The following is a 25,996-nucleotide window of genomic DNA, read 5'->3' as shown; positions in this document are numbered from 1 at the left end:
GTGCGTACCAGACTGGCCCGCTGGATATGCGTCGCCCCTGCCCTTGCTGCGGTCATCTCGTCTTCGATTCCGCAGACGGGTGGCCGGGTTCCCATGGCATCTGCCCTGTCTGCTGCTGGGAGGACGACCCGGTCACCTTCAAGTCGGGGCAGGTCGCCTTCGGCCGGACCACCACCTACGTGGAATGGCACGGCACGATGATCAGCCGGAAGGGCACGGTCATCCCGTTCGGGATCGTCGAAGGGTTCGGGCCCCGGGGCGAGTGGGAGCTCTCCTTCGACACGCTGCCGCTGGTGGCCGAGGAGGCCGGTATTTCGATCGGAACCTTCTACCAGCGGCTGGCCCAGCCCTGAACGCCGGCGTGAGGGCCGCCGTAGCCGAGCACACCGCCGAGTGGAGATGAGTGTTTGTGTGATCCTGGGCCGGTCCCAGAGGGCCAGGATCTCGTTCGCGATGGCCGCAACGGGCAGGTGGTCCTGGTCCCGCACCTTGCCTGCCGCCTTCAGCGTGCGCGGGACGGCTCCGGCGTCCAGGAGGAAGCGCCATTCCCGGGCACCGATTTCCAGGAACTCCAGACCGGTGAGCTCGGCGACCTCCAAGGGGTCGGCCAGTGTGCCGGGCATGGCGGTCAGAGAGCGCAGGCGGGGCAGTCCGGCGACAGGCGCGAGGCTGAAAGGCCTGCCGTGCCAGGCTCTGATGGACAGAACTTCCAGACGACGTCCTGCTGCTGTTGCGCCGACGCCGACGCCGACGGTATCGAAGTCGTCACGGAAGGCACCAAGGCCAAGGCCCACCGGGGTTGACCAGGGCCCGATGCGGTGAGCCGTCCCGGTGTCCCTTGATCCACGCAGTTGCCCCCGGGGTAGCCTGTGGGGCCGTGAGCACAGAGATGGCCGAAGAGCGCGGCGAAACGTTCCTTTCCCTGTTCCGGTACGCCGGACACCGCGCAGCGGCGCAGGTGGCCGCGGCGCTCGGGCCGCAGGAACGCGCGGACATACTGCGGGATCGTTGGTATGCGCCGCCCGAGGGCTTCGGCGACTGGATCGCCGAACACGGCGACACCCACGAGGTGGGCCTTCTCCTCGAACGCTGGGGCCTGACGTCCCGTCAGGCAGTTCTCGTTGCGGCCCGCGAGGACCTCGCCCCCGAAACGGCCGCCGCCGTCGGCGACGGGCAGGCCGAGGTGGCAGCCGGTCATGTCGAAAGGCAGTGGCTGGCAGCACCTGCTGAGTTCCTCGGGATCCACCGGTGCGGTGAGCCGCTACCGGAGGTGGCCCGGCGGGTCCGTGAGCGGCTCGGCACAGACGAACAGGCCTGGGAGAGCGCGTTCGAGCTGCTCGCGGAGGGCTACGCCGGCGATCTGCCGACGCTGCTCGACACCGCGGTGCGGCACACCACGACGGGTCTGTCGGCGGACGAACCCGTCAAGCCGAAGAGCGCCATCGCATGGCTGGTCGACCTCGCTCCGCGCGATCTGGGACCACGCCTGCTCGCCCGCCTCGCCCGCCAGCCCCTGCGCGTGCTGTGCAGTGCAGGCACGGGATCTGCCCTCGTACAGCAGCTCATCGACACCGGCGACCGGGACGTGTGGTGCTCCTTGTTCGGCGGGGAGTACCGGCGGGTGTATCGCAGTGGCGGAACCGAAGCGGACATCGAACGGGCCTTCCTGCTCCGGGACGATCCGCAGATCAACGAGTGGCTGCTCACCTGCCTCGACCCGAATCGGGGCTACCGGCTGGCCCCCTCGATCCGGCTGGCCCTGCTGGAGGGCCGCCCCTTCGGCCCCGACGCCGTGGGCCCGCTGCCCCGAACCCCTGCCGTCCACGCCCTCATAGCGGCCCGGCCGGCCGTGCCGTGGGAGGCCGATCTGCTCCGGCTCTGCTACGACTCCAACGAACCCGGACTCGTCGCCCAGGCGCTCCGGGCCTCGCTCGGGAACGGGGAACGGCTGCTCACCGCGTACCAGCAACTGATGGCCGGCATACGGCTGTGGGAAGCGGACCGGGCCGACGAACTGCGCAACCTGTCGATCCAGCAGGGCGATGGATTCCGCGACCAGGACGTTCGGGAGGCCTTCGCCGCCGCATCGGCCGAAGGGTCCGCGCAGCCGCTGCACAGCGCCGCGGCGGAGCGTCGAGCACGGGGCGAGGAGCACTTGGACGAGGCGCTGCGGGTGTGGGCCCTGCGTCTGCCGTGCGACCCGACATCCCGTGAGGCGTCGCTGTACACGCAGTCCGAGTTCGCCGCCGCAGCCGGTGACATCACCCGCGATCCCTCCTACCGGGTCGACTGGGACCTCGTCCGCAGCCGTCTCGCCGACCCGGCGATGCGTCATCACCGGAAGCGGGCACGCGAACGGTACGGAGTCCTCCTGGCCCGCGCCGACTGTCCCCCCGACATCGTCACCGCCCTGACCGGCTCCGTTCCCACCGGCCTGGATCTACTGCGCCTCTACGCCGACAGGGCCATCGGCCTGCGGGCGTTGGCCGAGGACATCTTCCTGCCGCCCCTGTTCTCCTCCTCCGCGGCAGGTCTGGTCCTCCGCGCGGCCCGCCCCGAAACCGGATGGGCACCCGCGGTGACTCCCGAGGACGTGCTCCGGCACGCACGCCCCGTCCAACGCTTGCTTCCCCACGCTCCTCGCGAAACGCTCGGTCGACTCGTCGAGGAGTTCCTACGGGACACGGGCCCGGGAACCCCGGAGGCGGAGGCACGGTTCTGGCTCGCGCTGCGGTGCCTGCCCACCTACTTCACGGGCCCTCTGCCGCGGCTCCTGCGCACTGCGGCGCTCCTCGGCGACGGCGGTGCGCCGCTCGACGTGGTGCCCGCCGCCGACCTCCTGCTCGGACCCGGCCCCGACGAGATGGCCAAGCTGGTACGGGACCGGCTGGGCGATTCCCCCGAGCGTTGGGCGCACGCCGTGCGCCTGCTCGTCGCCGGCTTCGACGGTACGCTGCCCGAGCTGCTCGACGCCGCGACCGGGCAACCGCAGAGCGGTCCGGGTGGGGCGGTGGTACTGCACGGGGCACCGGCCGTCCTCCTCGGGTTCGCCCCGGAGGCTTTGGTGGACGCAGTCGTGGGCCGGCTCGACGACCCCACGCGCGTCGTGCTCGCGCCGACCACCCGGAGCGCGGACACCTTGCGGGCCCTGGTGAGGAACGGGAACCGCCTCGTGTGGGACGCGATATTCGACGCCGACCACTTCAAAAATCCGGGAGGCCCGTTCGTTCCGGCTTTCGAGGACAAGTACGGCGACATCCTCGCCCCGGAAATGTTCGCCGTGGGCGATCCCTGGCTCGATGCCCGTTTGGTGCGACGCGAGTTCGCATGGCCATGGACCCTGGACGCCTCGTCCACCGAGGCCGTACTGGCCGGACGCCCGGTCGGGCCGCGCGAGCGGCCCACCCCGGTGCTTCCCGGGCTGCGCGCCGACTTCGAGGATTGGACCCCGGACTCCGGTGTCGAACTGCCGAAGTGGACCGACAACGCGCACTTCTACACCTCCCGCGAGCCGGTGCTTGCGATGCGGGCCCTGATGTTCGTGGCCAAGAGCAACTACCAGGACCCGCCGACCAGCACGCTCGATGTCCGCCAGAGCCTGCTTGCCGCATCGACGATCGCCGGCGCGGACCGTTTCGACCTGCTGGAGTACGTCGTCACGCGCTGGTCGGTGCGCTTCCCGTACGGACAGCACCCCCACATCCGGGACCTCTTCGACCGTGCCGTACGCCAGCGGTCGACCACGGAGATCGACACGGAACTGACAGCGGTCGACTGACCCGCGGACGAGGCCGACCGTGGTTGATCGAGTCCAGCCTCGGCCCTGGAAGGCCGCACCCGCGCGAAGCGTCGGACGACTCCGGTGAAGGCGTTCTACGCTGCGTCGCCTACGGAGACGAGGAGGGGAGCAAGCGGTCGGCAGCCGCGCCCGGCTGGCTCGACGGGTTCGACGGATTGGAGAGTGTGCGGGTGGGCGGGCGAGCGCGGGTGCCCGCAGACGGTCCCGCCGCCGACCTCAACTCCGTCGAAGCGAGCTGGTCCCTCGGCTACCGCCAGCCCTGCGTCACGTTGTCCGGAGCGGTGTTCCAGTTCTTCGGGATGAAGGTGACCATGTAGGCGCCGCGGTCGAAGTCGGCATATCCGGACGACCAGTTCTGGAACTTGCTCTCGTACACGGCCATCGGTCCCATGTCGCCGTTGGGGTTGTGGAAGTGGTTGGCGTGGGTCCAGATGGTCTTGTCGGCGGCGGGCTCCTTCTGGTCACCGAACCAGCCGTAGTCGAAGTTGATGAAACTCTCGCCGGGCTTGGTGGCGCCGCGCGAGGTGTTCCGGTCCTTCGACATGTCGACGAGGCCGGTGGCCTGGTTGGGCCGGAAGCCCTCGGGGTCGCCGAACTTCCTCTTGTCGGCGGAACCGCGCGGGTCCTGGGCGCTCCAGAAGTGCTTCGAGTAGATGACGGCCTTCATCCTGGAGGGATCGAAGTTGCCTCCGTTCCTGTCCCTGAACGACGGCGTGCTGCGCAGAGCGGCGAAGAAGTTCGAGCGGCCGTCCTCGTTGACCAGGGAGTCGTTCGCCTTGCCGAGCTCCGTCTTGAGCTTGGTGAGGTAGGCGTTCTCGTCGCGGGAACCTTCGAGGGCCTTGTTCATCACGGATGCGACATCGCGAGCCCGCTTGAAGCCCTTCTCCTCGTCGAAGCTCTGCTTGGCTGTGCGCCCCTCGAATTCGGCCTGCGTTTCACCCGGGCGGGGGCTGGTGTTCTTGAGGGTGTCCTTGTACTTGTTCTCGTCGAAGAACGCAAAACCCAGCTTGTTCGTCGGGTAGTTTCCGGAATTCACCCAGGTGACGCCGACGCAGCCGTAGGCGAGCTGTTCCCGCTGCGCTTCGGTCATCTGCTGCCGCTGACCGTCGCGCTGGCTGTACACCTGCTGCCACTTGCGTATGTAGTTGCCGACCGACGTCGAGGCCCTGCCTCCGTACACCCGGTACGGGTCGGGCATCCGGTCCAGCGGCTCGGCCGCCGGGGTCTCCATCCCGCCGTCCGCCGCGTCCTTGAAGGACGCGGAGGCGTTCGGCAGTACGGAGCCCGTGTCCTTTCCGGGCTGCCCAAGGCTCAGCGCCTTCTCGTTCAGGGTGTTGATGCGCTTGATATCGGCCTCGGTGAGTCCGTGGGTCTCGGCGTAGGAGCCCACCATCTCGCCGGCGGAAACCCCGGTGGGAACTTCGGCGGCGTGGACGACCGACGGGACGAAACCGGCGGTGCACATCACTACGGCCACGGCGGTGAAGGTGAGGGACTTCGAGCGTATGTACATGAGGGTCAGAAACTCCACAACGGTGAATGGGAATGAACGGAGGCGCGGGTGTGCGAGGAGCCAACTGCGTGGCAACGGATGGCCGGGCGGGAGCACGTACGGCACGCACACCCGTCGGGAAAGGCACTTCGTGTCGTCTGTCGGCGCCTCAAGGCGCCTGCGAGACGTATGCGGCGACCATTGCCGAACACATCTCTCGCTCCCGAACGGATGGTCGGGTCGTACGAGGAAGGATGATGTCCTCGGCTGCGCCCTCTGCCAACTCCCCCACGAAGCCCGGCTGCAGAATCGGCCAGGCCGTCGGACGTCCGCGATCCGGACACATGTCCGAGCCCGCCGGCGAAGTGCGCGGGCACGGTGCCGCAGCGCTCCTCACCCCGTACGAGGACTTGCGGAGCGGCCGGTTTCGATGCCCCCGGATACGGACAGGGCGGTGACCGAGCCGTCACTGACGGACAAGGGTGCAGCTCAGTGAAGGTGATGCGGGCGGAAAACCTTCGGTTCCACGGCGCCCTGGGGCGTCGGGCGGGGCAATCGATGCCCTCGCGGAACCGTCAGTTCTCTGCCACCAGTGAGGTGCCCCTCATCGGTCCGCTGTGCCTGGCACCCGCCCTTGCCCCACAGGAAACGGCCGGTAACGATCCGTCACGGGCCGCTCGTTCACGTCGCGGACGCCACTGAGCCTCCGCCGACCAGCCCACCGGCAGGCTCACCTTCTTCGAACCGGGCCTGCGGGGAGCAGTGGCAGCAAATCCAGCCGGTCCCGACCGGACCCCGTCAGGTGATTCCGGGCGTTGGGCGAGGGCGAGGTCGCGGCCACCTTCCGTGGTGCCGGCGGATGTGTTCGCGGGTGTGGCGATGACGTGGAGGGGTCGCCGAGCCGGTGCAGGGCTTGCCGTTGGGAGACGGAGCGGAATCAGGAGGCCCCACGCCTTCCCCGGCCGACTCGCGCCCACCGGTCACGGGCCGGTCCGCAGCCTCACCGGTTCGAGTGGTTCTCCGTGCCGGCCGATGGTTTACCGCACCCCCTCCCATCGGCACTTTTGCCCGCCGGACACCTCCGCGATGTCAATCCGCACGTTTGCTCATGCTGTTGCCGAATGCGAGAAAAGGGCGGCACAGGCGAGATTGCCTGAGGCAACGAAGGGAGCAGTACGTGCGTGGTAGCACCTTGGTGACGGACGAGCAGGCCGCCCCGCACCCGACTCCGGTCCGGTTCGACAAGCGGACCGACGTCACGCCGGAAGACCGTGACGTCGCGAGCGGACCGCCACCCTCCGTCGAAGGGGAAGCCGACGTCGCGGAGTTCAGTCCGCGCCGGGTCCGGCTGGTGTTCTTCGGACTGATGCTGGCGCTGCTGCTCGCCGCGCTGGAACAGATGATCGTTGCCACGGCGCTCCCGAAGATCGTCGGGGAGCTCCAGGGCCTGGACCGGATGTCGTGGGCCATCACGGCCTATCTCCTCACCTCCACCATCGGACTGCCGCTCTACGGCAAGCTCGGCGACCTCTTCGGCCGCAAAAGCGTCTTCCAGTTCGCCATCGTCGTCTTCATCATCGGTTCCGCGCTGGCCGGCTGGTCGCGCACGATGGACGAGCTGATCGCCTTCCGCGCGGTCCAGGGCATCGGCGCGGGCGGGCTCATGATCGGAGTGCAGGCGATCATCGCGGACATCGTTCCGCCCCGCCGGCGCGGTCGCTTCATGGGGTTGATCGGCGCGGCCTTCGGCCTCGCGTCCGTTGCCGGACCGCTGCTCGGCGGGTTCTTCACCGACCACGCGTCGTGGCGCTGGTGTTTCTACATCAACGTCCCGTTCGGACTGATCACGATGGCCGTGATCGCCGTCGTACTGAAACTCCCCAAGCCCGCGGTCCGGCCCCGGCTCGACGTGATCGGTGCAGTCCTCCTCGCCGCGGCGTCGACCTGCCTGGTACTGCTGACCAGCTGGGGTGGTACCGAGTACGCGTGGGACTCACGGATGATCCTGGGGCTGGCCGTCGGCGCTGCCGGAACGTCCCTGCTCTTCGTGGTCGCCGAGCACTTCGCGGCCGAACCGATCATTCCGCTGCGTCTGTTCCGCGACCCGGTCTTCACCGTCACCGCTCTGGTCGGGGCCGTCGTCGGCATCGCACTCTTCGGCGCCGCCAGTTACCTGCCGACCTACCTGCAAATGGTCGAGGGCGCCACCGCCACCGAATCCGGGCTGCTCATGCTGCCGATGATGGGCGGGGTCGTCGTCGCCTCCATCACCTCCGGCCAGCTGATCAGCAGGACCGGCCGCTACAAGGTCTACCCGGTCATGGGCGGGGCACTGTCCATCCTCGGCATGTGGCTGCTCTCCCGGCTGGAGACCGACACCACCCGGCTCGCGTACAGCCTGTGGATGGCCGTCCTCGGCATCGGCATCGGGCTCGTGCTCCCGGTGCTCGTCCTCGCCGTGCAGAACTCGGTGCGGCCCACCGACCTCGGTACCGCCACCAGCGCCAACAACTACTTCCGGCAGATGGGCGGCAGCATCGGCGCCGCCGTCTTCGGCACGGTCTTCGCCGGCCGGTTGACCGACGCGCTCGCCGTCCGACTGCCCGCCGAGGCAGGGCTCCCGGACCCTTCCGCCATCACCCCGCAACTGGTGCACTCCCTCCCGCCGACCCTCCGGGACGCGTACATCGCGGCCTACGCCGAGGCCATGCCGCGGATCTTCCTCTACCTCGTACCCGTGCTCGTCCTCGGCCTGCTCATCGCCTGCTTCCTCAAGGAGAAACCGCTGTTGTCCCACAACGCCCCCGCAGCCGATTCGCCGTTCCACGAGGAGATTTCGCAGCCGCTCCCCGGCGAGGTCCCAGCCGCGCGGACCTCGACCGACGCCTCCCGGTCGGGCGGGCTGCCGGTCGGCGGCACCGTCCAGCACCCCGACGGCAGCACGGTGCCCAGCGCCGCCCTGACCCTGATCGACGTGAGCGGCCGTCAAGTCGGTCGGGGCGCCAGCGGAGCCGACGGACGATACGCGCTCAACGTGAGCCGCCCCGGAGCGTACGTCCTGATCGCTGCGGCCGGCGGCCATCAACCGCAGGCGGTCAGCGTGACCGTGGGCGAGCGGCCGGTGGAGCTGGACGTGGTGCTCGGCGGCACCGGACGGCTGGCCGGCTCGGTCCTCACCGCCGACGGCACCCCGGTCCGCGACGCGACCGTCATCCTCACCGACATCCGCGGCGAGGTGGTCTCCTCCACCCCGACCGACCCGGAGGGCACGTACGTCATTCCGGATCTGGTGGCGGGGGAGTACACCCTGGCCGCGAGCGCCCCGGCGTTCCGGCCGGCCGCCCTGCCGGTGACCGTGCAGGTCGCCCGCGAGACCCGCCAGGACGTGGAACTGAGGGGCGGCGCGGTCCTTCGCGGCACCGTGCGCGCCGGCTCGGGCAAACCGGTCGAGGACGCCAGGGTCACCCTGCTCGACGCGGCCGGCACCGTCGTGGACACCCTGACCACCGGATCGGACGGGACCTTCCGGTTCGTCGACCTGCCATCGGGCGAGTACACGGTCATCGCGGCCGGCTATCCGCCGGTGGCGACGGTCCTGCAGATCGCGGGCGGCGGGCGCGCCGAACGGGACGTACGCCTCGGGCACGAGGACTGACGACCGGGCGAGCTGTCGGGTCACCATGACCGAGGTTCGGGCGGGAGGCACCGCGCGGCGACGACGTCGACGTCGGTGGTGTGGGACCGTGGACCGCCTCCTACGAGCGGCGGCCCGCGCGGCCGCCACCCGGTCCTCATCGACTCTCCAACGCCGATTTCGCGCTGGGGGCCGGCGAAGGCTCCTCACCGCCTCGCGCATCGGCTGACCCCTGACGGATCGTCGTTCAGTGGCAGGGGGCCGCTGCTCATCGGCTGTGCCGACGCTCTCAGAGGTCCGTGGTGTCGAGGGTCAGGTCGAATGGGGCTGGTAGGGCGATCGGTGTGCCGAAGGGGTGGGGGCCTTCCGCCCGGGTGTAGCCGAGGTGCCCCGGCTCGGAGAACAGGGTGATGCTGCGTTCGACCCTGTCGACGAGGAGGTAGAGCGGTGCCCCGTACTCCGCATATCGTTTCCGTTTGACGACGCGGTCGGTGTCACCGTTGGACTCCGAGGTCACCTCCACGATCAGCAGGGTCTGGTCGGGTAGGAGTGCCCCGGCACCCTTTGCCTGGTCGGCCGGTACGACGGCGATGTCGGGTACGTACCAATTGGATGATCCGGGCAGGTCGAGGTTGCCGGATCCCGTGACGCATCCCAGTTCGCGGACTCTGGGTTTGATCTGGTCCCTGATGGCCTCTGCCGCTGCCTCGTGGTCCCAGGTCGGTGTCACAGGTTCGATGACCCCCTCGATGATCTGGGCCCGGTCGCCCCGAATGTTCTGGATGGCATATTTCAACGCGTGCTCAGGGTTGATGTCGTGGGTGTAGTCCGGCGCGGTGCCCACAAGCCATGCTCCGCTCGTCGTGTGGAGTGTTGTGACAGGTCCCTTGGATAGGACCACATACCAGAATCGGTAGGTGGTCAAGCATCGACAATGGCAATGGCCACGGAATGCCGCTGTGTAGGCAGGGCGCAAATCGTCGGCACCGGCTCGCGCTCCCAATCGCTCACCCCCTGCGTCGGTGGGGAACACCCGTCCACCACGGTGACGTGCGGCGGACTCAGCGGTTCACCCCCGGATCGGCGAGCAACACGCCGAGACCTTCCTTCGGCGGAACCAGTCCGAGCCCTCCGCGTCAACGCGGGCATACGGGCGCGGATCCTTGCCGAGCTCGTGTGCGCCTCCCAGTCTTTCCGGCCGACGTGGGACGTGTTCCGACTTTCGCTGTCGTCGGCGCCGGCCAATTCCTGGGTCGTGCGATCTTCCAGCGGCGGTAGGGTCGGCCGGCACCTATGAAGTGTGGAGCGCACCGGGCTTCGTGAAGCGAGCCCTACGGCCTCGCAGGTGGAGGTGGCACGCAGAACCGTGGTTGGAGGCAGGGTTCGGGCCGGGTGACAGTCGGAAGATCCGGACAGCAGTTCTGGGCGGGGCATCAGCGGAGGACCCGTTGACGCCGGCGGCTGTGGGGCCCGGTCGACGTCACCCCCGAGGCCAGGGAGTTGAGAAGTTCGAGGTTCGCAGGTGGTGGGCTTCGAATCGGTGGGTTGGGGGCGATCCGCGCCGAGGGGAACGGCGGAGTTCCAGGTCTCCCCGGCAGCATCGGAATGCCCTACGGGTGAACCGGAGCACACTGGGCCCCGCTGGGGCCGGGTGCCGAACTCCGCACCGCGCACTTCGACCAGGTCGTCCTCCCGGCCCGCCCTTGAGATCGCACGCCAGCGAGCGGCCGGTCGATCAGCGGGGCAGGATGCGCACTACTGCCTCGCGGTCGCCGCTGAGCCGCAGGCCTTGCTGTAGTGCGGTGCTCAGATCGAGGTCGCCGAGCAGGGTCGCGGCCAGCAGGTGCGGCGGTCCGGTCAGTGACGCGGTGGGGTGGTCGACCCGGCCGGCGTGTGTGTGCACCGAGCCGTCCTTGACTTCGATGACCAGGTCCTCGTTGCCGTCGGCGTGCAGTTGCAGGGCGATTGCCGGCTGGTCGGGGCGGTGGTCGGTCAGTGCCCGGGCGGGCACGTCCAGCCAGTGGGTGCGGAAGGTGTCGTTTCCGCCCGGCTCACGCAACAGCGGCACGCCCCACCGGCTCAGCTCCTGCAGCACCGGCTCCAGCTCGCGGCCACGCTCGGTGAGGGAGAACAGGGTGGTGGCCACCGGCGGCGGGGCGGCCTCGCGCTGGATCAGGCCGGCTTCCTGGAGTTCGCGGAGCCGGTCGACCAGCAGGTTGCTGGCGATCCCGGGCAGCCCGTTGCGCAGGTCGGTGTGCCGGCAGGGACCCAGGGCGAGCAGTTCGCGGACGATCAGCAGGGTCCACCGGTCGCCGATGGTGTCCAGTGCCTTCGCGATGCCGCAGTACTGCCCGTAGGTGCGCATGCCGCCACCCTACATCGTGGTGTTGAGATTCGAAACTTGCTTGTTGACTTTCTCAACAAGGTCGGTCTAGCGTCGCTGCCCATGACCCCCACCCTTTCCGTACGTCGGCTGGCCTGGGCCGGCGTCGAGATCCGTCTCGGCGACACCCGCCTGCTGATCGACCCGCTTGAGAACGTCGCTCCGTTGGCCCCGGTGATGGGGCCGCCGCACCGGCCGGTCGACCCGGTCGATGCCCCGCCCGGTACCCACGCCCTCATCACCCACCTGCACCCCGACCACTACGACCACGACCTGATCGCCCGGATCGCGACCACCGGCACGATCGGCTGCCACACACCGAGCGCGGCGGCGTTGCACGAGGCCGGCATCACCCCCGTCGCCCAGGACCTGGGCCGGTCACGCCGCATCGGAGAGCTGACCGTCACTCCGGTGACCTCGCTGGACTGGCGCGGCAACGACTGCGACCAGGTCGCCTGGGTCGTCGAAGGCGCCGGCCGGCGGATCATCCACTGCGGCGACACCCAGTGGCACGGCAGCTGGTGGCAGATCGCCCGCGACCACGGCCCGTTCGACGTCGCGTTCGTCCCGGTCAACGGCGTCATCGCCCACTTCGAGGGCTACGCGGCCAACGTCCCGGCGACCATGACCCCCGAGCAAGGCGTCGAGGCCGCCGTCGCACTCGGCGCCGGCACCGTCTGCGCGATGCACTACGGCCTGTTCCACAACCCGCCGTTCTACACCGAACAACCCGACATAGAGCAGCGCTTCCAGCACGCCGCCGACGAGCGCGGCATCACCGCGGCCATCGTCGCCGACGGCCTGCTCGTCCTCTGACCATCAGAAACAAGGAGCAACACATGAAGATCGTCCTGTTCGGTGCCGGCGGCAACATCGGCCGGCCCACCACCGAGGAACTCCTGCGGCGCGGCCACACCGTCACCGCGGTCACCCGAACCGGCCACATCGACGGACCGGGGCACAAGGCCCTGACCGTGACCACCGGCGACGTCACCGACCCCGCGGCGGTCGCCGGCCTCGCCGCCTCCCACGACGCCGTACTGTCGGCCGTCGGCCCCCGGATCGGCCAGGAGGACGACCGCGCCACGATCGTCGGTGCCGCCCGTGCGCTGATCGACGGACTCCGCCGAGCCGGTGTCACCCGCCTGGTCACCATCGGCGGTGCCGGTAGCCTCCGCACGCCGACCGGCGCCCGGGTCATGGACGACCCGCACTTCCCCGCGCTGTGGAAGGCCAACGCCGAGGCCCAGTCCGAAGCGCTCGACCTCTACCGCGGCGTGCACGACCTCGATTGGACGTACGTGTCGCCCGCGGCAGTCATCGGAGCGGGCGAGCGGACCGGGGCCTACCGCAGTGGCGGGGACACCCTGCTCACCGACGACGACGGCAACAGCCGCATCTCGTACGCCGACTACGCGATCGCCTTGGCCGACACGATCGAGAGCGGCACCGCGATCCGCCGTCGCATCACCGTGGCGTACTGAGCCATGAGCGACGACGCCGCCGGCCGGCAAACCCGATTCATCGTCCTGCTCGCAGCGCTCGTGGCCCTGGGACCACTGTCGATCGACGGCTACCTACCCGGACTGCCGGAGCTCGCCGTCGACCTGCGCGCCGGAGCCGCGGCCACCCAGCTCACCATCACCGCCTGCCTGGCCGGGCTGGCCATCGGGCAGTTGATCGCCGGGCCGCTGAGCGACACCTACGGCCGGCGGCGTCCGTTGCTGGCGGGCCTCGCCCTCTACACGATCGCCGGCGCGCTCTGCGCGGTGGCGCCCGACGTCCGGACCCTCGTCGGCCTACGCCTGGTCCAGGGCATCGGCGGGGCGTTCGGCATCGTCATCGCCAACGCCATGGTCCGTGACCGCACCTCCGGAACCCGCACCGCACGTCTCTTCTCCACCCTGACCCTGATCACCGGCCTGGCGCCGGTGATCGCGCCGGTCCTCGGCGGCCAGCTACTGCGCGTCACGGCCTGGCCGGGGATCTTCGTGGGACTGGCCGTACTCGGCGCCGTGATGCTGGCGGCCTCCGCCGCAGTACTGCCGGAGACCCGGTCCGCCGCGTCACGCCGGCCGCTGCCTGCCGTCGTCCGGCAGCTGCTCGGCGACCGGGTCTTCACCGGGTACGTCCTGGCCAACGGCCTGGTTTTCGCGGCGATGTTCGCCTACATCTCCGGCTCGCCGTTCGTCCTGCAGGAAATCCACGGCCTGTCACCGCAGCAGTACAGCGCCGTGTTCGCCGTCAACGCGGCCGGACTCGTCGCGGCCGCCCGGATCAGCGGCCGGCTGGTGGCCCGGGTCGGCGCCCACGTGCTGCTGCTCGCCGGTCTGCTGGGCGCGACAGCCGGCGGCATCACGGTCCTGGGCGCGGTGCTGACACGGGCACCCCTACCCGCGCTCCTCATCGGCCTGTTCGTCCTGGTCTCCGGCGTGGGCCTCGTCATGCCGAACGCCACGGCTCAGGCCCTGGCCGACCACGGCGGACACGCCGGGTCGGCCGCCGCTCTGCTCGGCTTCAGCCAGTTCATGTTCGGCGCGGCACTTGCTCCGCTGGCCGGCGCGGGCGGCGCCACCGACGCCTTGCCGATGGGAATCATCGTCGCCGTGCTGCCGGCGCTCGCTCTGCTCACCCTCTGCGTCCTCACCCGGTCGAGGCCCGGCGAGCGCACTCCCGGACAGGCTCGCCAAGGACCTGCCGAGCACCGGCGACCGAGCACGGCCTCCCACGGCACCGCGAACGGGTCCTCACCCGTGAACCGGCCGATGTAGCGGACCGTACGGATCTGCAAGGCCATGCGCGGGCGATGTACGTCCGGGGCGGCCTCCGCCCGGATCGCCTCCCCCACCGCGGGAAGCACCCCATCCGCAGGGAGGACTTCAACAGGACCAGCAGTACGAGCTGCTGTTCATCGGAGTTCGTCCGGGCCACCGCCCACACGAGCCGGTTCGGTGGCGCTATGGCCGCCCGAGTGGCGCTGCGCCCCTCAGCGCGGTCCTCCACGGCGATGGCTGCTCCGCGTACGGTTCCGGCACGTCCCGGAGGACGGGGACATTCGACGCCCGCCCGGAGACCGGCCGTGGCGCGGTAACCGCGCCGGGCTTCGATGGCACATTGGGTGGATGGCGCGGACCGCGGTTGAGGGCATCGAGCTGTACTACGAGACGGCCGGGCGGGGGCCCGAGATCGTCCTCGTCCACAGTTGGGGGGCGAGCCTGCGGGTATGGGACGGTGTCGTCGCGGACCTGTCGGCCGATCACCGGCTGATTGCCTACGACTGGCGCGGCTGCGGCCGCAGTGATCGCACCGACCGGGGCAACACCATCGCCCAGAACGCGGCCGACCTCCTGGGGCTCGTCGATGGCCTCGGCCTTCGGCGTCCGCTTCTCGTCGGCAGTTCGGTGGGCAGCCTCTTCGCATGTGAAGCCGCGCGCCGGGCCCCGGAACGCTTCGCCGGCATCGTGATCATCGACGGACCGGGTCACTGGGCCCATGCCATGCCAGGCCCGCTCCGCGACCTCTGCGCGGCCCTGGCCACCGACCGGGCCGCGACGGTGGCCACCTTCGCCGCCGGCCTGTACTCCGACCGGGCTTCCCAGGCCCTGCGCGCGTGGACGGCACGCCAGGTCCTGGACGCCTCGCCCCACATCGACCAGCTCATGGAGGAGCAGATCGCCTGCGACCCGCGGCTGTGGCTCGCCGACCTCCCCGTCCCCCTCACCTACGTCCACGGGGCCCTCGACACCGCCGTCCCCCTGGCCGTCCCCCACGAACTCGCCGCGCTCACCGGCAGCGGAGTCACCGTCATCGAGGACGCCGGCCACCTGCCCCACCAGGAAAGCCCCGCGGAAGTCTCCGCCGCGATCCGGGCCTTCGCATCCGAACTCCGGTCGGCCGGGGCCTGATCCGACTTGCCGTCGCGGAGCTCCGGTCCCGATGGGAGGCTGAACGTCTTCCGCGTCTTCGGCGTTCCCGGCGCGACCGTGGCCGCCCCGTCGGGGGACGGTGCTGGGGCATGCCCCGGGTGCGAGGCGGGCGCGGGCGGTGCTTCGTGCGGGGGAGCGGTCAGGACAGGCGCTCGCTCCTGTTCCGGTTCTGGTAATCGGGCCGGTAGGACACCTCCGGTTCGTGACGCGCCCGCCGCGGCGCACACGACGGGGTTCGGCCTTCCGCATTCGGCCATCGGAGGGCTCCACGGAGCGTTAGGGTCTCAGCGCACAGTGGTGGTCCGGTGGCCATGGGCAGTGGCCGGGGGCAGGGGAGAGGGAGGCCGCCTTGAGTGGTGCGCAGCGCAAACTGACGGAACATCCGGTGCTGATCTTCATCGGTGTGATCGCCACCATCATCGGTGCGCTGGCGGCCGGAAAGGACCTGTTCGCCGCGGATGATCCGCCGTCCGCGGCCAAGGACTCGGCCCGAGCCCCTGTGGCCCCCGAGGCACCCCCCGCCGGCGTGGGTGGCTCCTCCACGACACCGGCACCCGGCCGGACACGGTCGGTCGATCCCACCCCCGAACCGAGCACGGAGATCTTCGAGCCGGAAACCCTTCCCACCCGGGCGGTACCCGTACGGCCCACACAGGCCGGACCGGCCACCGTGCCCACCCCCGCGTCCTCACCGCCCGCGCACTCGGGCCCCCTTCTCGTCCGCATCGACATGGGGTCGAGCGGACAGGTGGGACCGACCAGTTGGCGGGCCCGGGCCCGCCCCGGCGCCAACACCGTCGTGCACGACAAGGGGGGCCAACTGGACACCGGCTGCTACGTGCAGTGGACCGTGAAACGCGGCGGTGTGGAAGTGCAGTGGGCCCGCAGCGAACGGTGCAGGCCGCCGAGCATCACCCTCTTCAGCTTCGGCGACACCCTCGACGAGGTCGGTTCGTACACGCTGACCGCCGACATCACCACCAAGTGGGGCCAGACAGGGAGCGCGACCGTCGCGTTCGACGTGGTTCCGCGATAGTCCTGACCCGGCGGCGTCGGTCCGGCCGCTCTGCTTCCGCGCCCATGAGCGTCACCAGTCACGGATCCCCCCATCCCCACCCACCGAAGCCCCATCCCCACCCACCGAAGCGTTCACCCCGGCGCGCAGCATCGACCGGGCCGCGTGCGAGGAGCGGCGCGTGTCCGGCCGGGCCCGCCACCGGGAGGTCCCACCATCCGGTTCCGGTTCGCAGGTCGGCCGGTGGGTATTCGCTGTCGTGTTCGCGTAGTGCAGTCATATGATCACGCCATGACTGCCGATGCCTCGCGCACCCGTGAATCGTTCCGGCGCCTCCAGCCGATCAGCGAGCCCCGTCCGGTGGCTCAGCTGCCCGGCCGCATCTGGACCGACGAGGAGTGGGACCGCATCCTGCGCGGATACGCGGCCCAGAGCATGGACGAGAAGTGGAACGCCTTCGTCGAAGACGATGTCCTTTTCATGCACCGGAGTTGGACCGGCCGTGGCGTCTACGAGGCTTCCTTCGCCCCCGTGACCGGTGGCGGAAGGCGTATCGTCTCCGCGGTGGTGGAGGCGGATGCGGAGCGCTACCGGAGCAAGGGCGACGAGTACGACAGCCTGATGATGGAACTGATCGTCAGCGCGATCATCCTCGGCGAGCCCGCTGTTGACCTCCGGGCCGGTCTCGTGGAGTTGACCGCCCGGGCATCGGGGAACGGTGATGTCCCCGCCGGCTTGGTGCAGCACAGCGTTCTGGGACTGCGCTCGGAATCCTAGGCGACCCCTCACTTACCCCCCCGGTGCGGGACGATCGTGGCTACGTCCCCGCCCCCGCCCCCGTCCCCGTTCCCGGACGGGGGCGGGCGCCTGCGGCCCGGGTGTGGTCGAGAAGGGCCGCGGCCAGGGGCGCGTGGACGGCGCGGGGCAGGGCGTGACCCATGCCCGGTATCTCGACCAGTCGCGCCCCGGAGATCACCTGGGCGAGATGGTCGGGGTGCGGCGGGGGGAAGACGGGCTCGGCGGGGGCGGCGATGACCAGGGTCGGTACCTCGGTGCGCGCGAGTTCCTCGGTGCGGTCCATGCCGGAGTGGTCCGCGCGTCCGTGCGTCATGGGTGCCTCGTGGCGTCCGGCGTGCTCGATGATGCGGCGCTCGGAGTCCCGGAACTCCTCCGGGTCGAAGGGGATCCGATCGCCGTTGAGCAGCCGCCAGTGCTCCACCCGGTGGTCCAGCTCGCCCTCCAGCCCGCGGTCCTCGTGGGGGCGGGACCACATTTCCAGCAACTGTGCGTCGATGGGCGGGAGTTGTTCCACCGGGGTTCGGGAGCCGTCCGGGTGTGACAGCGGGGTGCTGCTGAGCGCGCCGGTGCCCATCACTGTCGCGCTGAGCAGCCGTTCGGGATGATCGGCGATCAGCAGCTGGGCGAGCATGCCGCCCATGGAGAAGCCGACGATGTGCGCGCGATCGACCTCGTGCGCGTCGAGGACCGCTACCGCGTCCGAGGCGAGGTCGACGATGCGGTACGGGTGCGTGTCGAAAGTCCGGCTGGAGCGGCCGGTGTCCCGGTGGTCGTAGCGGATGACGCGGTGGCGCACGGCCAACGCCTCGACCAGTTCCTCCGGCCAGCCCAGCCCCGATGCCCCGGCCCCCATGATCAGCAGCAGGGTGGAATTCCGTGGGTCACCGCGCACCTCGGACCACAGTCGGACCGTCGGGTCCACCTGGACGAACTGCTGGTTCATGGCACCGCTCCCCACACTCACGAACAAAAGACGAGACGGATCGTCTCGCAACTCGACGTCACCATCATCACGCACACCCGACCGTCACGCAATACGTTTCGTCTCGCGACCGGCCGGACGCTCGTAGGGCACCGGAACCGCCTCGACCGGCCCGACCCTCACTGCGCGCCGAGCGTCATCCACTTCTCCGGCATCGTGAGGGGTTCGAAGCCCACCTGGGCGTAGACCGCGTGTGCGTCCGCGGTGGCCAGCAGTATGCGGCGCAGTCCGTGGGGTGCGAGATGGTCGCGGACGGCGGCAGCCAAGGCGTGCCCCAAGCCTTTCCCCCGGCTGTCACGGGCGATGTAGACATCGCACAGCCAGGCGAACGTGGCATGGTCCGTGACGACACGAGCGTAACCGTGCTGCACGCCGGCGGCACTGTCGTAGAGCCCGAAGTTCAACGAGTTGTCCATGGCCGCGTCCTGCTTTTCCCGCGACCGCCCCCGAGCCCAGTACGAGTCCTCGGAAAGCCACTGATGGACGAGCGTACGGTCGAGACGGGCGGGGTCGGTGGATATCTCGTAGCCGGCCGGCAGATCGGTGGTCATGCTCGCATCCAAGCAGACCGGGACGGCCCGGAGCCATCACAGAACCCCTCGGCGCGTGGACGGGGAGGGACCGCTCCCGCTTCGGGCCGGTTGGACCGGACCGCCCGCTGCGGGCCGGACCGGGTTCCGAGCAGAAAGTACTCGTGACCGTCGTCGCATCCAAATCGCTTGGAAGGGAACCTGCCGGGGGTGAGCCCGGCGGTGGATGTCCGGGCAGGGCCCCATCGCCGGGGAGCCGTGCGGGAAGCCGCCGACCTCCGGGCCTTCTCGGAACCCGCTCCGCGTCAGCGCGGCCGGCTGCCGGCCGGCGGCTGGCTCACGGTCGGTCCGCCGGTGTGCGGCGACTGGACGTAGCCTTCGGCCGGCCTGGGCAACGCGTCGACGCAAGCAGTCGAACAGGCGTTGACCAGCAGCGGCAGGACGTCAGCGCCCGACGTCCGCAGCGAGATCCAGACCTGGCGGAGGTTCACGGCCCGGATGGGCTGGTCGCAGACGCTGCACGTACGAATGGCCGTCGGACCCCACACGCCGGGGTCGAGGTCTTCGAGGCCAACCCCTCCGGGGTCGGCCTCCGCCACGGCCGGCAGCGGCGGGAACGGAGGCCGCCGCTGGTGGTTGCCGTAGACGGCACGGGTGCTCACGGTGCTGCGCCGCAGGTCGAGGCACCGGGTGAGCTCGTATGGGAACCAGTGCAGACGGTACGAGGTGTACGGCGTGAACTCCTCAAGGTTCCTCATCGCGCCGATCTCGGGCGGGATGCGCACCAGGTTGCTGCCGTACAGCACGAGCTGCTTCACCGAGGTGAGTTCGGCGATGGTCCGCGGGAGCGTGATGACCTGCCGCCGCTGTTCCACCGTCAGCTCCACCAGCGGCTTGAAGACTTCCCGTCCGTCGGCTGCCGCCTCCTCGACCAGTTCGAGAAGGCGGATCCAACCCGGTGCGGTGGTGTCCTGACGTTCCGGATGGAAACCGGTCGGCAGTTGCGCCTTGGCGCCGTGTTCGATGCACCCGCAGAGATCGCGAGGTGAATCCCGGCCACCGCGCCCGGCGGCACCAGCCCAACGGTTCGGGAAAACCTGCGGGTTCGATTCCTCAGTCATCGGCTCACAGTAGAGGTCACGGCTGGGGTGACAATGTCCGTGGCGTGTGCCGGATGAGCGCGCGGTCACGTGTGTCGGAGGACGGAGTCGTCCACCCTGCGGGTCCGGCGCCACGTCACCCCGATTGTCGGCGCCTGCCGACCCGGCCCGGACGGTTCGAACGGGAGGACGGCAGCCCCGCGGCCCGGGAGGATGGCAGCCCGGCAGCCCGGCAGCCCGGCATCATGCGTCCGACGGGCGCGGCGAAAATCGCTGTCCGAACACCTGAGCGCGGTGATAGACATCCGGCGTGGAAAAGAATCTTGAGTTCCCCGACCTGCTGCGACTGATCGACGAGCGGTCGACCGCCTTCCGTGCGACCGTCGCCGCCGCGCCCACTCTCGACGCACAGGTGCCGAGTTGCCCCGGGTGGACGCTGTTCGATCTGGCGAAGCACCTGGGCGGGGGAGACCGGTTCTGGGCCGCCATAGTGGGCGCGGGGCCTGCCGACGGCCCCCCGGCCGAGGCCGTCGCCGCGCGAGCCGCTCTGGAGGTGCCGCAGGAGCGTGAGGCGCTGGCGGCCTGGCTGGCCGCATCGACTCAGCTTCTGCTGAGTGCCCTGCGCGAGGCGGGGCCGGAGGCCGGTTGCTGGGCGTGGTGGAGTGACCTGCAGACGCCGCGGACCGCCGGTGGAGTCGCCCGGCACCGGGCGCAGGAGAGCGCGGTGCACACGTACGACGCCCAGCTCGCCGCGGGCGCCCCGCAGCCGCTGCCGATCGAGGTCTCCCTCGACGGCGTCGAGGAGTTCCTGTTCACCTGCGTCGCGTCGCCCAGTGCCTGGCCGCACGAGCCCACGACCTTCGACTTCCACACCGTCGAAGGCCCTTCCTGGCGTCTCACGGTCGACGGCGACGGCGCACGTTCCGCCCGCATCCCCGCGCCCACTGCCGCGACCGGCGAGGACCTGGACGCTGCCGGCGCCGCGATCCACGGCACGGCCAGTGAATTGATCCTCTACCTGTACGACCGTATTCAGGCCGAATCCTTGCGCGTTGACGGAGACGCAGGCCTGTTCGACCTGCTCCGCGCCTGGGAACCGGAGCATTAGGACGTAAGGGGGACGGTCGGCCGCGTCCGTCGGTGCCGAGGCTCGTCCTGTGTCACTGCAGGTACGGGTTGCAGTCCTGGCAGGGCTTGGTGGCAGACGTTTCCGTCGGTATGTCGAGTCCGGGCACAGGCCGGTCGCCTCGTTCTCCACCGTGTGCGGCCGGCCGATGATCCGGTCGGCGTACGCCTGTGCGGCGGGCGCCGGCAGGAAGCCCGGGCAGGCGGCGGACAGGACGGTTGCGACGCCGAATCCGTATGTAGTGGGGGCCTTCCCACGTCCGGATCGATACTGGTGGTGCGTGGTCGGTCGAGCTGTTCCCGTAGGCGGTTCCTTGTCCATACCCGGAGCCAACCGTTCAACGGCGGCGGCGAGAAAGGCAATCCCACCGCCCGGAGTGCGTCCCACACCACCTCTGGCTCGGCTTCGAGGCATGGGGAGTTGCCTCGCCGCTCGTTCAGGTTCGTGTCGTGAGCCGTGCGACCGCCGCGTCGTACCGTGCCCGGAGTTCCGGAGCCTCCGACGCCCGCAGCAGGACGCCGAGCGCCCGTACCGCGCCGTCGTCGTAGCCGGACGACTCCGCCTCGCGGGCCGCCAGGTCGAGTTGCCGGATGCCCTCGGTCCTGTCCCCGAGCCCCAGCAGGGCCTCTCCCCTCACCATGAGCAGCAGCACGCGGGGCACGTCGGCCGTGTCCGAGCGGTCGTCGAAGGCCAATGCCTCGGTCGCCGTGGCCAGGGCCTGGCGCCATTTGCCGGCGTCGGCCCAATGCCGGGCGACGTGCTGCATGGCCAGTCTCTCGATGGTCCGGTCGCCGGCCTTGCGCGCCAGTTCCACCGCCCGTTCGCATCCCCGCGCGGCGTCGTCCAGGGCACCGAGTGCCGCTTGTGCGACGGCCAGGACGATCAGGGCGTTCGCCTCGGCCACCGCGTCCCCGGCTCGGGAGGCGAGCGCGGAGGCGGCTCCCAGATGGGTCAGCGCCTCCTCGATGCGTCCTTCCTCGATCAGCACCCAGCCGAGCACGTTCAGCACGCGTGCCTCGCCGTACGGATCGGCGTCGGCCCGCGCCGCCGCGAGCGCGGTCTCCAGGAGCGGGACCCAGCCGTCGCGCACGCGCCACACGATCAGCGGCCACAGCGTCAGGACGATCCGCCAGGCCCTGCCGTGCAGACCGGCGGTGTGCGCCGCGGCCACCGCCGACGTGAGGTCGTCCCTCTCGGCCGCGTACCAGGCCACGGCGGCGGCCCGATCGCCGAACTGCCGCACGGTAGTGGGCGGCAGATGGTCCGCCGGTAGCGGGAAGCATTCCTCGTTGCCGGGTTCGGCCACCGCCACGGCCGCCAGCGCCGTGGCGACGTAGTGGTCGAGCACGCGCTTGAGCGCATCGGGTCCGACGTCCAGGCTCCGTGCGTAGAGCCGCACGAGATCGTGCATCGTCCATCGGCCGGGCGCTGTCTCGATGACGAGGTGGGCGACGGCCAGCCGCTCCAGGGAGGTCTCGGCCGATACCGGGTCCGTGCCCGCCAGCGCCGCCGCCGCGTACCGGTCGACGTGCGTACCGGGGTGGCGGCCGAGGTGGGCGAACAGGCGTGAGGCGTGCGTGGGGAGCTGTTGCAGCGTCAGGTGCAGGGCCGCCCGTACGCCGGTGTCCTCCACGTCCAGCAGCCCGAGCCGACGCGTCTCGTCGGACAGCTCGGCGGCCATCGCGCCCAACGACATGGCGGGGCGTCCCGCCAGCCGGGCACCCGCCACCCGCAGCGCGAGCGGCAGGCCACCGCACAGCTCGGCCAGCCGTCGCGCGGCCACCGGCTCCGCGCGCACCCGTTCCTCGCCGAGCACACCGGCGAGGAGCATCGTGCCGTCCTCCGTCCCGAGCACGTCCACGGACACGGGCCGGGCGGTGTCGGTGACGATCAACCCCGGCAGCCGGTGCCTGCTGGTGATGACGGTGACACAGTGGCTGCCGCCCGGCAGGAGCGGCCTGACCTGCTCCGAGTCACGCGCGTTGTCGAGCACCACGAGGAGCCGACGGTCGGCGGCGAGCGACCGGTACAGGGCGGCCGCACCGTTCGCCGACTCGGGTATCCGGCCCTGCGGCACCCCGAGCGCCGGCAGGAACTCGCGCAGCACCTCCATGAGGGTGGGTTCGCCCGTGTCACCGAAGCCGCGCAGGTCGGCGTGGAGCAGCCCGTCGGGGAACGCGGCGCGAGCGCGGTGTGCCCAATGCAGTACCAGGGCCGTCTTCCCGACCCCGGCGGGTCCGATGACCGGACAGACCGGCGCTTGGCCCTCGGCGGCCCGTGACAGGGCGACGAGCTCGGCCGTCCGCCCGTGAAAGCCGCGCGGCGCACGCGGCAGCAAATCGGGCGTCCCGGTCGGCGCGACGGCATCCGGTACCGCGGCGGGCGACGGGGCATCCGCCCGGGGGGCCGGGCGGGGACGGCCGAGGCTCGCGGCGTGCTCCAGCGCCAGGGCGCCGGCCCCGTCCAGACCGAGGGCCGCGGCCAACGCCTGCACGGTGCGGCGCTGCGGCCCCCGGGTGTGTCCGCGCTCCATGTACGACAACGCGCGCACGCTCACCCCCGCGGCGTGCGCCAACTCCTCCTGGCTGAGCCCGGCGTCCGTCCGCAGACCGCGCAGCAACGCGTCGAACTCGCCGGTGGCCGGTGTACCGGTGTCCATGTACGGATGTCCCCTGGTCGGTGCGGCCCAGCCGGACGCCGTACCCCTCCTGCAAAAGTATGCACGACACTACTTTTGCCGGTGAAACGTGCTGTTCCGGCCCCGCCACCGGACCAGCAGAAGTGGCCTGAGGCCCTGGTTCTGCCGGTGCTCCTGCATGGGCATCGCCTGCCCGCGGTGATGGACTGAGCGCGCGGTGCGGGGGTGCCCGGACCGTGGAGCGGCAGCCCTCGATGCCGACGCACGCGTGGACGTACCCGCGCCGCGGATCGCCCGGCCGGACTCCGCCGATTCCACCCCTCATCTCTTCCTCCGCCGGGGCCGACCATTGCGGACGGTCCGGCCGTCACCACATCCCGGCTCCGATGGGGTACAGGAGTTCCATGTCCCACCCTCTCGTCGTCGGGTCCCCCGCCGGACCTCGGCGTCGGCTCCGTGCGCTCGCCCAACTGACCGCGGGCTGCATCGCCGCGGGCTCGTTGATCGTGGCCACGGCCCCCGCCGAAGCGGCCGGATCGGTCAACGCCGACGCCTACCACTCCCTCAGGTCGGCCCCGCTCCATCAGGACTGGATGAAGTCACTCGACGGTGGCACCTCGCTGGCCCGGGTGTCGCTGCCCGGCACCCACGACACGCTCTCCATCCACGGGGGCCACAGCACACAGACCCAGGAGGACTTCGGCGACAGTGCGGACACCCTGACCGCGCAACTGGACCGCGGAATCCGTGCCCTCGACCTGAGGGTCGGTACGCGAAGAAGTACGACGGCCTCTTCCACAAGCCGTCGATCACGAGGAACAGCCTGGCCCCGGCGCCTTCCCTCGCGCAGGCCCGCGGAAAGATCGTGCTCGGCACCTTCGGCGTCTCCGACGGCAACGCCGACATCGCCTACATCGGGATCGTCATGACGGACTTTCCCGGCTGGGCACTGGTCCAGAACATCATCGACCGGAACAAGGACGACGTCGTCAAGGGAAGCCACGCCGCGCTCTGGCTGGTCAACGACGGCAACAAGACCTACGTGAACACCAAGTACAACCGCTGCATGGTGCGCGGCCCCGAGTTCGACAGTTCCAAGGCCGGTGGCCTCGTCACCCAGCGCGAGTGCCAGTCGACCGCGCCCAGCAGCCACCAATGGTCGGCGGCGGAGCCTCCGTACGACCGCAAGGGACACTTCTGGGTCAAGGCGAGCAACGGCAAGTGCCTCACCGTCCCCTACAACAACGGCACCCCGCCCGGCGCCGGCACCCAGCTGTTCTGGTGGGACTGCGAAACCCGTTGGTTCTCGGGCAACCAGATGTGGAACATCGTCCCCACCAAGGTCGAGGTCTCGGGCACGTCCCGGACGGCGTACGCGTTCATCAACAACTGGACCGGCCAGTGCCTGGCCGTCGACCCGGCCACTGCCTCCGTCGCCGGCGGCAAGGTCACCCAGGACGCCTGCCCGAAGTGACCCCACGGTGAGGGACGGAACTCCTACCCGCCGGTGAACCGAAGCTGACCCCACCGCCTCTTCGGCGCCAGGCCCGGCGCCGAAGAGGCGGCCGGACGGACCGGGACCCGCGTCACGTCGCGCTCACGGCCTGCTCGGCTGGATCATCTTCCGGCCGGCGGTGCTTCCGCCGTCCACGTTGATCGACGCACCCGTCATGTACGGGAAGTCGTCGGACGCGAGCCCGAGCACGGCCCGCGCGATCTCCTCGACCTCGGCCATCCGTTCGAAGCCGTCGACGTTGAGCGGTCCCCACGCCTGCTTGTACTTCGCCCAATCCGCGTCCGGGATGCCCGGCGGGCGGACGAAGGAGGTGTCGGTGGTGCCGGGCAGCAGGGCGTTGACCCTGATCCCCTTGGGTCCGTAGGCGAGGGCCGCGGCCTTCACCAGGCCCTGCACCGCCCGCTTGCTCGCGGTGTACGCGGCGCTGTTCGGCCGGGCCTGTTCGGCCGCCGACGACGAGGTGCAGATGATGACGCCGCGCTGCGCCTTGAGCAGGTGCGGGACCTCGTACTTGATCGCGAGGAAGACTCCCCGGGCGTTGGTGGCCTGGACGTCGTCCCACTCCTCGACGCTCATCTCGTGGGGCAGTTTGCCGCCACCGATGCCGGCGTTGTTGAAGGCGACGTCGATGCCGCCGTAGCGGCCCGCGACCCGGTCCACGAAGCCGCGTACCTGGTCCTCCACGCGGACATCGGCCTCGACGTACGTGGCTTCGCCGCCCGTGTCCCGGATCTCGCGTTCCACCTGGCGCCCCAACTCGACCCGCCTGCCGCAGAATCCGACATGGGCGCCCTCCAGGGCGAACGCCTTCGCCGTCGCTCTGCCGATGCCGGACGTGCCACCCGTGATGAGCACGGACCTTCCCCGGAAGCGGCCGGCCCCACGGGATCCCGACGGGGCGCCGGCCGCGTGGGCGGTGGTGCCGAAGCCCGCGATCCCCAACCCCAGGGCGGCCGCCGCGCCACCCAGGACGGACCGCCGCCCCCTGTCAGGGGAGTCCGCGTTCGGGTCGGAGCTCGTGGAGGTGTGCGCATTGGTATTCATGCCGATCACTCTC

General features: G+C 70.4%; 19 protein-coding genes and 1 pseudogene. 12 read left to right on the top strand and 8 right to left on the bottom strand.

Annotation, left to right across the window (positions count from 1 at the left end; genetic code table 11):
* Window positions 1-26: 26 nt before the first annotated feature.
* The 3 genes and pseudogenes from ACZ58N_RS20680 to ACZ58N_RS20670 all read left to right on the top strand — a co-directional run.
* Window positions 27-152 (top strand): annotated as a pseudogene (locus ACZ58N_RS20680) (CPCC family cysteine-rich protein); the annotation flags it as partial.
* Window positions 153-197: 45 nt separating this feature from the next.
* Window positions 198-353 (top strand): hypothetical protein, encoded by a 156-nt coding sequence (locus tag ACZ58N_RS20675; protein WP_471162052.1) that lies wholly within the window; start codon window positions 198-200, stop codon window positions 351-353.
* Between the two features lie 524 nt (window positions 354-877).
* Window positions 878-3,778 carry a hypothetical protein gene (locus ACZ58N_RS20670; protein ID WP_471161769.1) on the top strand — a complete coding sequence of 967 codons (2,901 nt, stop codon included), beginning with the start codon at window positions 878-880 and terminating at the stop codon, window positions 3,776-3,778.
* 268 nt (window positions 3,779-4,046) lie between these two features.
* Here ACZ58N_RS20670 and ACZ58N_RS20665 read toward each other — a convergent pair whose 3' ends face one another.
* A complete protein-coding gene (locus tag ACZ58N_RS20665) occupies window positions 4,047-5,312 on the bottom strand; it encodes a protein-glutamine gamma-glutamyltransferase (protein WP_471161766.1) in 1,266 nt (421 codons plus the stop codon).
* A gap of 1,156 nt (window positions 5,313-6,468) precedes the next feature.
* On the opposite strand from ACZ58N_RS20665, the gene ACZ58N_RS20660 reads away from it, so the two are divergent.
* Window positions 6,469-8,946 carry an MFS transporter gene (locus ACZ58N_RS20660; RefSeq protein ID WP_471161763.1) on the top strand — a complete coding sequence of 826 codons (2,478 nt, stop codon included), beginning with the start codon at window positions 6,469-6,471 and terminating at the stop codon, window positions 8,944-8,946.
* 268 nt (window positions 8,947-9,214) lie between these two features.
* Here the strand turns inward: ACZ58N_RS20660 and ACZ58N_RS20655 are convergent, their stop codons facing one another.
* Both ACZ58N_RS20655 and ACZ58N_RS20650 read right to left on the bottom strand, forming a co-directional pair.
* The gene (locus ACZ58N_RS20655; RefSeq protein WP_471162040.1) at window positions 9,215-9,769 is read right to left on the bottom strand and encodes a Uma2 family endonuclease; all 555 of its coding nucleotides are present in this window, start codon (window positions 9,767-9,769) and stop codon (window positions 9,215-9,217) included.
* 891 nt (window positions 9,770-10,660) lie between these two features.
* Window positions 10,661-11,290 carry a winged helix-turn-helix transcriptional regulator gene (locus ACZ58N_RS20650; RefSeq protein ID WP_471161760.1) on the bottom strand — a complete coding sequence of 210 codons (630 nt, stop codon included), beginning with the start codon at window positions 11,288-11,290 and terminating at the stop codon, window positions 10,661-10,663.
* Between the two features lie 81 nt (window positions 11,291-11,371).
* Here ACZ58N_RS20650 and ACZ58N_RS20645 point away from each other — a divergent pair, with 81 nt between their 5' ends.
* The 6 genes from ACZ58N_RS20645 (at window position 11,372) to ACZ58N_RS20620 (ending at window position 17,026) form a co-directional block, all read left to right on the top strand.
* Complete coding sequence (locus ACZ58N_RS20645; RefSeq protein ID WP_471161757.1) at window positions 11,372-12,124, top strand: MBL fold metallo-hydrolase; 753 nt, start codon at window positions 11,372-11,374, stop codon at window positions 12,122-12,124.
* Between the two features lie 23 nt (window positions 12,125-12,147).
* Entirely contained in the window at window positions 12,148-12,792 is a 645-nt protein-coding gene (locus tag ACZ58N_RS20640) for an NAD(P)-dependent oxidoreductase (protein ID WP_471161754.1), read from the top strand.
* A 3-nt stretch (window positions 12,793-12,795) separates the two neighbouring features.
* Window positions 12,796-14,079 (top strand): multidrug effflux MFS transporter, encoded by a 1,284-nt coding sequence (locus tag ACZ58N_RS20635; protein WP_471161751.1) that lies wholly within the window; start codon window positions 12,796-12,798, stop codon window positions 14,077-14,079.
* 351 nt (window positions 14,080-14,430) lie between these two features.
* Window positions 14,431-15,213: an alpha/beta fold hydrolase gene (locus tag ACZ58N_RS20630; protein WP_471161750.1), complete on the top strand. Its 783-nt coding sequence runs from the start codon at window positions 14,431-14,433 to the stop codon at window positions 15,211-15,213.
* A 370-nt stretch (window positions 15,214-15,583) separates the two neighbouring features.
* Window positions 15,584-16,270 (top strand): hypothetical protein, encoded by a 687-nt coding sequence (locus ACZ58N_RS20625; RefSeq protein WP_471161748.1) that lies wholly within the window; start codon window positions 15,584-15,586, stop codon window positions 16,268-16,270.
* A 270-nt stretch (window positions 16,271-16,540) separates the two neighbouring features.
* Window positions 16,541-17,026, top strand: coding sequence for an LbetaH domain-containing protein (locus ACZ58N_RS20620; protein WP_471161746.1), 486 nt, complete (start codon window positions 16,541-16,543; stop codon window positions 17,024-17,026).
* Window positions 17,027-17,066: 40 nt separating this feature from the next.
* On the opposite strand, the gene ACZ58N_RS20615 is transcribed toward ACZ58N_RS20620, so the two are convergent.
* The 3 genes from ACZ58N_RS20615 to ACZ58N_RS20605 form a co-directional block, all read right to left on the bottom strand.
* Entirely contained in the window at window positions 17,067-17,990 is a 924-nt protein-coding gene (locus ACZ58N_RS20615; RefSeq protein ID WP_471161743.1) for an alpha/beta fold hydrolase, read from the bottom strand.
* Window positions 17,991-18,148: 158 nt separating this feature from the next.
* A complete protein-coding gene (locus ACZ58N_RS20610) occupies window positions 18,149-18,580 on the bottom strand; it encodes a GNAT family N-acetyltransferase (protein ID WP_471161741.1) in 432 nt (143 codons plus the stop codon).
* Between the two features lie 284 nt (window positions 18,581-18,864).
* On the bottom strand, window positions 18,865-19,680 hold the full coding sequence (locus tag ACZ58N_RS20605; RefSeq protein ID WP_471161739.1) for a leucine-rich repeat domain-containing protein: 816 nt from the start codon (window positions 19,678-19,680) through the stop codon (window positions 18,865-18,867).
* A gap of 289 nt (window positions 19,681-19,969) precedes the next feature.
* On the opposite strand from ACZ58N_RS20605, the gene ACZ58N_RS20600 reads away from it, so the two are divergent.
* The gene (locus tag ACZ58N_RS20600; protein ID WP_471161736.1) at window positions 19,970-20,767 is read left to right on the top strand and encodes a maleylpyruvate isomerase family mycothiol-dependent enzyme; all 798 of its coding nucleotides are present in this window, start codon (window positions 19,970-19,972) and stop codon (window positions 20,765-20,767) included.
* 454 nt (window positions 20,768-21,221) lie between these two features.
* Here the strand turns inward: ACZ58N_RS20600 and ACZ58N_RS20595 are convergent, their stop codons facing one another.
* The gene (locus tag ACZ58N_RS20595) at window positions 21,222-23,444 is read right to left on the bottom strand and encodes an ATP-binding protein (RefSeq protein ID WP_471161733.1); all 2,223 of its coding nucleotides are present in this window, start codon (window positions 23,442-23,444) and stop codon (window positions 21,222-21,224) included.
* Window positions 23,445-24,288: 844 nt separating this feature from the next.
* Between ACZ58N_RS20595 and ACZ58N_RS20590 the strand changes: the two genes are divergently transcribed.
* On the top strand, window positions 24,289-24,897 hold the full coding sequence (locus tag ACZ58N_RS20590) for an RICIN domain-containing protein (RefSeq protein WP_471161730.1): 609 nt from the start codon (window positions 24,289-24,291) through the stop codon (window positions 24,895-24,897).
* A gap of 123 nt (window positions 24,898-25,020) precedes the next feature.
* On the opposite strand, the gene ACZ58N_RS20585 is transcribed toward ACZ58N_RS20590, so the two are convergent.
* Entirely contained in the window at window positions 25,021-25,983 is a 963-nt protein-coding gene (locus tag ACZ58N_RS20585; RefSeq protein WP_471161727.1) for an SDR family NAD(P)-dependent oxidoreductase, read from the bottom strand.
* Window positions 25,984-25,996 lie beyond the last annotated feature (13 nt).

The organism is Streptomyces sp. NPDC040432 (assembly GCF_055595445.1).
This window is presented reverse-complemented; position numbering and strand designations above follow the sequence as displayed.